The organism is Anoxybacillus pushchinoensis, assembly GCF_900111795.1.
GTDB lineage: Bacteria > Bacillota > Bacilli > Bacillales > Anoxybacillaceae > Anoxybacillus > Anoxybacillus pushchinoensis.
Genome location: NZ_FOJQ01000064.1, coordinates 1 through 10,699 on the forward strand (window position 1 = coordinate 1; position 10,699 = coordinate 10,699).

A 10,699-nucleotide genomic window follows, 5' to 3' on the forward strand; every position below is an offset into this window, starting at 1 on the left:
CAAAAGGGCGTGGTAGTCGCTCTCGTACAAACCTAGATAGATATGGCTTCCCAAGAGGTTATCTTGCAAGACAAAAATTCTTCTTTGGTTTTCAAACAGGGGACATGGTTAAGGCTGTTGTCCCAAGAGGGAAATATCAAGGCGTTTGGTTTGGCGAAGTCGCATGTAGAAAGACTGGAAGTTTCGATATTAAAGGCAAGGACGGAAAGCGTATCGCACAAGGAATAAATTATAGATATGTCCAAGTCATTCAGCGATTTGACGGATATGCTTATGGAAAGGGGGTGGCGGAACTTGCGTAAGGTGCAATTCCTCCCCGTGCCTAAAGGCAGTGGCTTCCTTGCGTAAGTTTCGTGAACGATGATGGACACATTTTCTTGGATGCTTTTACTGATCGCAAGCGGGGTATTAGTCGGGGGATTTGTGTATACGTATCAAGTTGGCAAGCGCCAAAAAACGCAAGGCGAATACGATACGAGCGTTGGCGAGAAAGTGGCAGCTCATCCGTATGTACGCAATCCGGTATTTATTGCTTACATCGTGTTTGTCGCTCTTTTGCTCGGTTATATTGCATACGTCGCGCTTCAAACGTAAGCCCGCTCCCGTGGGCTTTTGTTTTTGTTTACTTTTTTCGCGAATCTTGGTACAGTAGTGAATAGTCGTTGAAATACGTATCGGAAAGGAAGGAACGCCATGTCGCAATTATTAGGCATTATCCAACGTTTAATTAGCTTACAAGAGCAAAAAACAGGAACGAACGAAGCACCGCAACGCAATTTTGAAGTAAACGGTGAAAAGAAATGCAGCGTTACATATTATGAAAAAACGAACACGTTCGTATTGGAAGTATACGAAAAAGGAGAAAAACCGAAATCGTACCAGTTCGACAACATCGATATGATCGCCATCGAAATTTTTGATTTGTTAAATTAAGTCTTCACATCGGTGAAGGCTTTTTTACTATACTTCTCGCTTTTCCTTACTGAAGTGAACATGTTACAATGACAGGTGGGGATTATATCGTGAAAGGCGGAATGACGATGCAACAACCTTCGCTGACCGAATTAATGATTCCGTCCGATAAAGTGGCGCACGTGCAAGTGGGGAATCATTTAGAACATGCTTTACTCGTCTTAACGCGCACAGGGTATTCAGCCATCCCAGTGTTAAATATGACGTATCAACTGCAAGGGCTCATCAGCATGACGATGATTATGGATGCGATTTTAGGTGTAGAGCGCATTGAATTTGAGCGGCTTGAAACGATGAAAGTCGAACAGGCGATGCAACGCAACATTCCGCGTTTACATGTAAACGACTCGTTTTTAAAAGCGTTAAAGTTGCTCATTGACCATCCGTTCGTTTGTGTCGAAAACGATGACGGCTATTTTGTAGGCATTGTGACGCGCCGCGAAATATTGAAGCGATTCAATCGTTCCATGTATGAAAAGCGTCAATAAATATGCTTGTCACCGTTTGTTTCATTTGCTAAAGTAAAAAAATAAAACGATAAGGAGGAACTTCATATGATGATGGATGCGAATGAAATTATTTCGTTTATTCAAAACAGCAAAAAGAAAACACCAGTAAAAGTATACATAAAAGGAGAGATCGCCGACATTGATTTCGGATCGAGCGCGCAAACGTTCATTACTGGCCGTACAGGCGTCGTGTTTGGCGAATGGGCAGACATTGAAGCGGCGCTTGAAGCGAACAAACATAAAATTGAAGATTACGTTGTAGAAAACGATCGCCGCAATTCCGCAATTCCGCTTCTTGACTTAAAACATATAAAAGCGCGCATTGAGCCGGGAGCGATCATTCGCGATCAAGTGCAAATTGGTGACAATGCGGTTATTATGATGGGGGCGGTCATTAATATCGGTGCGGTCGTTGGCGAAGGCACGATGATTGATATGAACGCGGTGCTCGGCGGACGTGCGACGGTAGGGAAAAACTGCCACGTTGGGGCAGGTGCGGTACTTGCAGGCGTCATTGAGCCGCCATCCGCAAAACCGGTCATTGTCGAAGACGATGTGATGATTGGGGCAAACGCCGTCATTTTAGAAGGGGTTACAGTCGGCAAAGGTGCGGTCGTTGCGGCTGGGGCAATCGTCACGGAAGATGTGCCGCCATATACGGTCGTTGCAGGTGTACCTGCGCGCGTCATTAAACAAATTGATGAAAAAACGAAAGCGAAAGTAGAAATTAAACAAGAACTTCGTCAACTATAAAGCGTGGATGTTTCCACGCTTTTTTCAAAAGGAGGATCGAAATGTTTGTAAACATTCGGCGCGATTTGCATCAAATTCCTGAACTTGGCTTTCAAGAGTTTAAAACACAACAATACATATTGAACTATCTCGCTACTTTGCCGCAACAACGTTTGGATGTGAAAACGTGGCGCACCGGCATTTTCGTACGTGTACGTGGCCTTTCTCCAACGAAAACGATCGGCTATCGCGCCGATATGGACGGGCTGCCGATTGACGAGCAGACGGACGTCCCGTTTCGCTCGACGCACGAAGGGCGGATGCACGCATGCGGACACGATATGCATATGGCGATTGCGCTCGGCGTGCTTACTCATGTCGTTCATCATCCGATTCGCGATCATATGCTCTTTATTTTTCAACCGGCTGAAGAAGGACCGGGTGGAGCGCTTCCGATGTTGGAGAGCGAGGAGATGAAAGAATGGATGCCTGATATCGTACTCGCCTTGCATATCGCTCCAGAATATCCGGTCGGAACGATTGCGACGAAAGAAGGGCTCTTATTTGCGAATACGTCTGAGCTTTTTATTGATTTTATCGGCAAAGGTGGGCACGCGGCCTTTCCGCATGAAACGAAAGATATGGTCGTTGCGGCAAGCGCCTTTATTATGCAGCTGCAGACGATCGTCTCGCGCAACGTCAATCCGCTCGATAGCGCCGTCATTACGATCGGAAAATTGACGAGCGGCACCGTTCAAAATGTCATCGCTGAGCGCGCTCGGCTCGAAGGAACGATTCGCACTCTTTCACCGGAGGCGATGGAAAAAGTAAAAGGGCGCATCGAAGCGCTCGTGCGCGGCATCGAAGTCGCTTACGATTGCGAAGCGCATATCGATTACGGTTCGATGTATTATCAAGTATACAACGATGAAACGCTCACAAATGAATTTATGCAGTTCGTTGAAAAAGAAACGAACGTTCGCCTCGTTCGCTGTCAAGAAGCGATGACAGGGGAAGATTTCGGCTATATGCTCGCACGCATCCCAGGTTTTATGTTTTGGCTTGGGGTGCAATCGCCGTTTGGGTTGCACCATGCGAAACTAAACCCGAACGAAGAGGCGATTGACGTTGCTATTGAGCTATTGACGCGCTATATTGCTTGGAAAGGAAACGAATACGAAGCAAAGGAAGAAGAACGATGAAACTACGGGAACTAATGCCATCATTAGACGGAGCAACGACGATATTAAACGGGAACGTCACGCGCGAACAGCTCATCGGAAAGCCGACGCTCATTCATTTTTGGGCGGTGAGCTGCCACCTTTGTAAAGACGGAATGAAACAAGTAAACGTCTTCCGCGAGCGTTACAAAGGGGAATTGCACGTCGTATCTGTCCATATGCCGAGAATAGAAAGCGACAAAAACGTAGATGCGGTAAAACAGCTTGCTGAACAATACGGCATGACCCATCCGCTTCTCGTTGACAATGACCATCGGTTAAAAGAAGCGTTTGATAATCGCTGTGTGCCGACGTACTATATATTTGATGCAGATGGTCATTTTCGCCATTACCAAGCAGGAAGCGGTGGAATGAATATGTTAGAAAAACGAATCATTCGCGTCATTGATGAATATCGAACAAGAGGGGATATTGAATGAAAAAGAAGGAGTTTGCTGTCATCGGCCTCGGACGCTTTGGCGGTAGCGTATGTCGCACGTTAAGCGAACAAGGAATGGAAGTGCTTGCGATCGATGTGAATGAAGATAAAGTGAATGAATACGCATCCATTGCCTCACAAGCGGTTGTTGCCGATTCAACGGATGAAAATGTATTGAAAAGTTTAGGCATTCGTAATTTCGACCACGTCATCGTTGCCATCGGAGACAACATTCAAGCGAGCATTTTAACAACGCTGATTTTAAAAGAGCTCGGTGTCGAAAAAATTACAGTGAAAGCAACGAACGATTATCATGAAAAAGTATTGAAAAAAATTGGAGCGGATCATATCGTTCATCCGGAGCGCGATATGGGTGAGCGCATCGCAAACAATATGATTTCAAACAACGTGCTCGACTATTTAGAACTGTCTGACCGACATAGCATCGTTGAAATTGTCGCGAATGAAAAACTTCATGGTCACTCCTTATTAGAGCTCGACATTCGCGCGAAATACGGCATTAACATCGTGGCGATTAAACGAAACAACGACATTATCGTATCACCGCTTGCATCAGAAGTCATTTACGAAGGGGATGTTTTAATCGTCATCGGCGCCGATCAAGACATTGACCGCTTCGAAAGCGAAGTCGTTGGATAATAAAAAGAAGGTGTCCAAACGTAACGGGTTCGATTGTTGAGTACAAAATTAAAAAAAGTAATACAAAAGGGAGTCCGATTCGCATATGAAATGGACTCCCTTTTGTTTCTTGATATATCAATGTTTTATTTAATTTATGACCATTAATCGCATTATAATTAGCATCTTAATTAGCAAGTGACTGCTGACCAACAGACAGTATTCCAAATATGTGTTAAAATTGATGCTAATTGGACATACTAAATGTATGACGATTTTTATTGCGAGGTGTAAATAAAATGAAGTTTATTAAGCCCAAAAATAACAATGCGAGTCGTGTTGATTGGCTTATTTCTGAGCGAGTAAGAGCGATTATAAAAACCTATTCAGAATACACTGAGTACACGGAAAGCGAAGTTGTTGATACATTTCTTCTCAACTTGTTAGAAGATAAAGATTTCATCAAATGGATTAGCAAAAAACGAAATAACAAAAGAATTGTAAAACAATTGGAAATCGAATATTTATTGGAGAGCGATAACTTTGGCTAAATTAAAGAGATTGGCTATCAAAGAAGATAATCTTGTGAATGTACATTCCCCTGTTTCGATGGCAGAAACAGCAGAAAGAACAAAAGATTACGAATTGTTAACACCAAAGCAGTTCGGAACTAAATACAAAGATTTACTGTTCAAACCAACTGAATTCACTTGGAACGGAAACATCTACAAAATTCAATACAATCATTGTTCCAATCCGTATTGTAAGTGGCACGGTCTTCCTCAAGAAAGATTTGAAACAAAAGGGAAACCAAGTCGGTATAAATTATCAGGAACTGGAACGGACAAAACCATTAAATGCAATCCAGACCCAATTAATCTAACAAAAGGAGCTACTTTGGACTGCCACGCCATAACACTATCGAATTGGTCTATCGCACAAGAAATTGAACGATTAATCAGAATCAACAGTATCCAAGATGTTGAACCCGATTATCAATTTCATAAAGATTGTTGTATTGCGGAAGATTGTACGCCTTTTAACGAACCAAAGGCATTCTATAAACGTGGAAAAAGCACAGGTAAATCACAAAGATGGCAATGTAAGACGTGCAAGAAGTTTACCAATGTATTACCTAACCGTAAGCAATCTATCACATACAATCAAAAACGAAGTGATATTCTTCTTTGGTTTACAAAGTTATTGTTAAGTCGGGTTCCGATTACCAGAACTTGCGAACTTTTGGAAATTGGGAGAGGTACCTATTACGATAAATTAGAATTTGTTTATCGAAGATGTTTGGAGTTTTTGGAACGGCACGAAACAAAACCGCTTCAAAATATGCAGTTTAAAGAAATATGGCTCAATACCGATAAAATGAACTATTTCCTCAACAATGTTCGGAAAAAAGGAATGGGTGGCAGCCAGTATGATGATTTAGAGGAAAGTCAATTCCCAACCAATGTGGTGATTACTGCCGATTTATTCTCAAGGTATGTGTTCCGAAGCGATGTGGCATTTGATTGGGATATTTCATTGAGGGATATTGCCCTTGATACCGTTCTTTTAAAAGAAGACCACCTAAATGAATTTGCCAAGAAACACGCTCGCATTCCGAAATATTCTCATTATCCGATGCCTCCGTCTAAAAATGACACACAAACTTATGTCGAGTATCAAGCCGAATTAGATAAAATTGAACACAGAGCCAAGTATATTGATGGATTACACATTAATTCAACTTATACAACGATTGCTCATTATTGGCTCATTAAACAGCTTGTAAAGGCTTCAGAGTGGCGTTTTGTGACAGATAAAGACAATTCATTGATGACTTCCCTTTATCGTGTATTTGCCAAAGAAATTCGCTTATCTGATGCCCACCATTTTCTTTGTCAAACGGATAAAACAAAATCTCGGAAACAAGCTCGTGAGGAATTTGTTCAAGCAAGAGTGGATTTAATCAACTGGGGAATTAACTCTGGTTATGATACAAAGTCTTTGCGAAAATTGGCTTTTCTAAAACTGGAAGAATTATTTCATACACACCAATTTCATAAAAAAGTCATTTCAGATGGCAGCAGTCATTATGAATACGCTGATAATCCGATTGAACATCCGCTTGCGACAATTGACAGAGGATTTCGATGGGTTGATTGTACAACCGATCTTTCATCATTCGAACCGAAGGACATTGCCAATCTTGTTTTAAATGTGAATGACAACGCCACGAATACCTTTATCCAGCACATTCGAAGACGGCTATCTATTTTAGAAAGACCATTGACAACAGCTCGTGGTGACGGAAAAAGCTATATCTATTCAAACTTTAACCCAAAGTATGCTCAAATGGCTCTTACCATACTTCGGACTTACTACAATTTTTGTTTAGCATACAAAACAAAAGAGACAGTAGGAACACCTGCTCAACGATTAGGCATTGCAAAAAAACGATTTGATTTAAAAGAAATAATTTATATGCAATAACCATAATTGAAAGGGATTTGATATTTTATAAGACCAAATCACCATACGATTTGGTTTTTTATTTTTGTTGAAATATCAATATTTTTTGACGAAATCCTTTTTAAGGATTTTGGTGTTTTATGTTAAACTAAATATATAGATTACTTAGAAAATTAGCAAAGGGAAAATTAACCCACGAGGAGGGAAGTGTATGAAAAAGTTTTTAATTCCATTATTAGTATTAATTGTGTTAGGCATTGGTGGTTATTTTGTTATTGGACTATTTAGTGCTAAACCACCTTTACCAACCATAACTGTTGGAGAAAAAAAGGTAGAAGTGACACAAGGTTCGTATTGTTGGAATGGATTACTTAATTCTGTTTGTGCTGATACAAGTTCTCCGCCAGAACTCATTAAAAATCAAGAACTAAAACCTGTGGTTGTACCACCAAATTCCCAATTGAAAATAGAATTCAAAGACGAGCCTAAAGAAAATACATTAGTAGTAAATAGATGGCTTACAAATATAAAAACAGAAAATGTTCCAATAAATGATAATGTGATACTATTACCAAAAGAAAAAGGTGTTTATGTGTATGATGTTTCAGCAAGATGGGAAAAGGGAGATTCAAGTTATGCCTTTGTAATTGAAGTACGGTAGTAACCTTTTAGTAACAGTCTTGATTTAACAAGTCAATATAATTTTAGTTTAAAACGCTTGGAATAAACCCAAGCGTTTTAATGTGCTTTTTACCTTGTTAAATTTAGTTCGAATTTTGTGCTAATTACGCTGTTAAATGTTCAGACATTTTTTTAATACCCCAATCTAAAAAAAGAAGCGGAGTATCCGCTTCTTTTTTGACAAGTTTTCGAGTCCGCCATTTATTAGTCGCCTGCGGATGAGCGACAAGTTTTCGAGTCCGCCATTTATTAGTCGCCTGCGGATGAGCGACAAGTTTTCCTTCTGTCGCTACGATTTTTAATGGTAGCGAGCATTCGATCGTGGGTAACTAAAACACCCTACATCTGTATTTTCATTATATTCAACAGAATTTATTCTGTCAATGAGCATAGTTTTGTGCTTTTCTTATATTTCCATAATAATCGGCAAAATCATCGGTTTTCGCTTCGTTTTTTCGTATAAAAACGGTGCGAGCGTATCGGTAATTTCCGTTTTAATGTCAGACCATTGATTTGTACCTTGTTCAAGCAATTGTTGTAAATGTTTAGCAATGAGCTGTTGAGCGTCGCTAATTAAATTGCCCGACTCACGCATATAAACGAATCCACGTGAAATAATATCTGGACCTGCGGCAATTTTCATTTCTTTCATATTAATGCTTACAACGACGATGACAAGCCCTTCCTCCGATAAAATGCGGCGGTCGCGCAATACGATGTTGCCGATATCTCCGATACCGCTTCCGTCAATATACACCGAGCCGGACGGAATTTTACCGACGATGCTCGCCCCTTCTTCGCTAATGCCGAGCACTTCGCCGTTGTCCATAATAAAGCAGTTTTCTTCTGGTACACCGCAATCGACAGCGAGTTTGACGTGCATTTTTTGCATGCGATATTCTCCGTGAATCGGCATAAAATATTTCGGCTTCATTAGGCGAATCATTAACTTTTGTTCTTCTTGCCCGCCGTGACCGGACGTATGAATATCGCTAAGCGGCCCGTGGATCACTTCCGCTCCTGCACGTGCGAGCATGTTAATAATGCGGTTGACGCTTACTGTATTGCCCGGAATCGGCGAGGACGAAAAGACGACCGTATCCCCCGGCATAATTTGAATTTGACGGTGTGAGCCGTTAGCAATGCGCGACAACGCCGCCATCGGTTCACCTTGGCTTCCGGTGCAAAGAATGGTGACGCGATGGGCAGGAAGACGGTTAATTTGCGCCGCATCGACGAACGTATCTTTCGGGCATTTAATGTAGCCGAGCTGTTGTCCGATTTCGATCGCCGCTTCCATGCTCCGTCCGAATACGGCAATTTTTCGGTTGTTTAATACAGCCGCTTCCGTCACTTGTTGCAAGCGGTGAATGTTTGAAGCGAACGTCGCGAAAATGATGCGACCTTGCACTTTTCGGAAAATATCATGAATGCTTTCTCCGACGCGCCGTTCCGACATCGTAAAATGCGGAATTTCGCTATTTGTACTATCCGACAATAAACAAAGGACGCCTTCTTTCCCGATTTCTGCCATCTTCGTTAAGTTTGCTGGCTCGCCGACAGGGGTGAAGTCAAATTTAAAGTCACCTGTATGCACAATTTGACCGACTGGCGTTTTCACAACGATGCCGTAGCTATCTGGAATGCTATGCGTCGTTCGGAAAAATGTAACCGCTGTTTTCCCGAACGAAATGACGTCGTCTTCTTGAATTTCAATTAATTTCGTTTGGCGAAGCAATCCGTGCTCCTCGAGCTTATTGCGAATGAGGCCGAGCGCTAACTTTCCACCGTAAATCGGCACGTTCACTTGGCGAAGCAAATACGGAATGCCGCCAATATGGTCTTCATGTCCATGGGTAATAAATAATCCTTTAATGTTTTCTGCGTTTTTCACTAAATAGCTATAATCAGGGATGACGTAATCAATTCCGAGCAATTCGTCTTCTGGAAACTTAATGCCGGCATCAATGATGATAATTTCATCTTCATATTGCACGCCATATGTATTTTTCCCGATTTCACCGAGACCGCCGAGAGCGAAAACACCAACTTGTTTATCTTTTAAACATTTCATCGTTCAATCTCCAATACGTGAAAATTAGGGTGTTGTTGTTCGTACGCTAAATGCGCCCCTTCAAGCGGCTGAATGTATTCAATATTGATTTGACGGTCTTGTAGTTTTCGGCGCACATCTCGCTCGCTTTCTGCTTCAATGTATAGCGTCTTCGTTTTTTCTCTTACCGGCACTTCATCGATCGTATCTTGGTAAAACACTTTAAAAATCAACGTTCATCTCTCCTTATGTATAATGTTGTAATGATTTTATTAGCCCCGAGCGCGTTCCGCTTTTCTTATTATATATAAAAAGTGTGGAATGGGAAACAAAATTGAAAAGAAGCCCTTCAACAGAAGGGCTCGTACAACGTTTAAGCAATTGATTTTCTGCGCAACAGTTCTTTCCATTGTTTGAGCAGCTTGCGTTTCAACTTTTTCAACATGACGCATCACTCCTCACTTTTATTGTATCCGATTTTGATGGAAAGTAAATGTTTTATCTACTATTTATTATAAGAAGATGCTCGACAAATTTTGCGTAGGAAAATATATACATTGAAACAACCAATTTATTGACAATACGGCGCAATTCCGTTACACGAGGAGCGCGAGAAAGCCCCTGTCTTTAGACAAGGGGATGAATTGCGTATTTTTTTTGATAAATTTATTAGATGTGTTTATTTTATCTATTGTTTATGGTATATTTAGTATAGAGGTGATTGTTTTTGGAAAACGAAAAATACACCCATAAAAAAGGGATTGTTTATCTCAATCAATATCATATTGTGTTTTGTCCAAAATACCGTAGAAAAGTGTTAGTTGGAGATATTGAACGAGATTTAAAAAAAATTTTTGAAGAAGTTGCCAAAGAACATGATGTACAAATCAAAGCAATGGAAATTATGCCTGATCATGTTCATTTGTTCATTTCTTTTGACCCTCGTCAACATTTGCACAAAATTATACAAGCGTTTAAAGGGAAAAGC

General features: G+C 41.1%; 13 protein-coding genes and 1 pseudogene. 12 read left to right on the plus strand and 2 right to left on the minus strand.

Going from position 1 to position 10,699, the window contains the following annotated elements:
• The 11 genes and pseudogenes from BM213_RS12695 to BM213_RS12745 form a co-directional block, all read left to right on the plus strand.
• Nucleotides 1–302: pseudogene (locus tag BM213_RS12695) on the plus strand (RNA-guided endonuclease IscB); the annotation flags it as partial.
• Between the two features lie 58 nt (nucleotides 303–360).
• Complete coding sequence (locus tag BM213_RS12700) at nucleotides 361–594, plus strand: hypothetical protein (protein WP_091704731.1); 234 nt, start codon at nucleotides 361–363, stop codon at nucleotides 592–594.
• A gap of 99 nt (nucleotides 595–693) precedes the next feature.
• Nucleotides 694–933 carry a YkuJ family protein gene (locus BM213_RS12705; protein ID WP_003396622.1) on the plus strand — a complete coding sequence of 80 codons (240 nt, stop codon included), beginning with the start codon at nucleotides 694–696 and terminating at the stop codon, nucleotides 931–933.
• A 68-nt stretch (nucleotides 934–1,001) separates the two neighbouring features.
• Nucleotides 1,002–1,460: a cyclic-di-AMP-binding protein CbpB gene (gene cbpB, locus BM213_RS12710; protein WP_080629205.1), complete on the plus strand. Its 459-nt coding sequence runs from the start codon at nucleotides 1,002–1,004 to the stop codon at nucleotides 1,458–1,460.
• Between the two features lie 66 nt (nucleotides 1,461–1,526).
• The gene (gene dapD, locus BM213_RS12715) at nucleotides 1,527–2,234 is read left to right on the plus strand and encodes a 2,3,4,5-tetrahydropyridine-2,6-dicarboxylate N-acetyltransferase (protein ID WP_091704733.1); all 708 of its coding nucleotides are present in this window, start codon (nucleotides 1,527–1,529) and stop codon (nucleotides 2,232–2,234) included.
• Between the two features lie 41 nt (nucleotides 2,235–2,275).
• Nucleotides 2,276–3,415 (plus strand): N-acetyldiaminopimelate deacetylase, encoded by a 1,140-nt coding sequence (locus tag BM213_RS12720; protein WP_091704736.1) that lies wholly within the window; start codon nucleotides 2,276–2,278, stop codon nucleotides 3,413–3,415.
• Nucleotides 3,412–3,873 (plus strand): TlpA family protein disulfide reductase, encoded by a 462-nt coding sequence (locus BM213_RS12725; RefSeq protein WP_091704739.1) that lies wholly within the window; start codon nucleotides 3,412–3,414, stop codon nucleotides 3,871–3,873. Before BM213_RS12720 ends, BM213_RS12725 begins: the two co-directional genes overlap by 4 nt.
• Nucleotides 3,870–4,532, plus strand: coding sequence for a potassium channel family protein (locus BM213_RS12730; RefSeq protein WP_091704742.1), 663 nt, complete (start codon nucleotides 3,870–3,872; stop codon nucleotides 4,530–4,532). The genes BM213_RS12725 and BM213_RS12730 overlap by 4 nt, the downstream gene beginning before the upstream one ends.
• A gap of 278 nt (nucleotides 4,533–4,810) precedes the next feature.
• Nucleotides 4,811–5,062 (plus strand): hypothetical protein, encoded by a 252-nt coding sequence (locus BM213_RS12735; protein WP_014195724.1) that lies wholly within the window; start codon nucleotides 4,811–4,813, stop codon nucleotides 5,060–5,062.
• Nucleotides 5,055–6,998: an insertion element protein gene (locus BM213_RS12740; protein WP_091704744.1), complete on the plus strand. Its 1,944-nt coding sequence runs from the start codon at nucleotides 5,055–5,057 to the stop codon at nucleotides 6,996–6,998. Before BM213_RS12735 ends, BM213_RS12740 begins: the two co-directional genes overlap by 8 nt.
• A gap of 190 nt (nucleotides 6,999–7,188) precedes the next feature.
• A complete protein-coding gene (locus BM213_RS12745; RefSeq protein WP_025039205.1) occupies nucleotides 7,189–7,638 on the plus strand; it encodes a hypothetical protein in 450 nt (149 codons plus the stop codon).
• Between the two features lie 426 nt (nucleotides 7,639–8,064).
• Here the strand turns inward: BM213_RS12745 and rnjA are convergent, their stop codons facing one another.
• Together rnjA and BM213_RS12755 are read right to left on the minus strand one after the other, a co-directional pair.
• Nucleotides 8,065–9,732: a ribonuclease J1 gene (gene rnjA / locus BM213_RS12750; RefSeq protein ID WP_003396607.1), complete on the minus strand. Its 1,668-nt coding sequence runs from the start codon at nucleotides 9,730–9,732 to the stop codon at nucleotides 8,065–8,067.
• Nucleotides 9,729–9,944 carry a DNA-dependent RNA polymerase subunit epsilon gene (locus BM213_RS12755; RefSeq protein ID WP_091704747.1) on the minus strand — a complete coding sequence of 72 codons (216 nt, stop codon included), beginning with the start codon at nucleotides 9,942–9,944 and terminating at the stop codon, nucleotides 9,729–9,731. Before BM213_RS12755 ends, rnjA begins: the two co-directional genes overlap by 4 nt.
• 494 nt (nucleotides 9,945–10,438) lie before the next feature.
• Here BM213_RS12755 and tnpA point away from each other — a divergent pair.
• On the plus strand, nucleotides 10,439–10,699 hold a 261-nt coding region (gene tnpA, locus BM213_RS12765; RefSeq protein ID WP_091704752.1), incomplete at its 3' end, for an IS200/IS605 family transposase.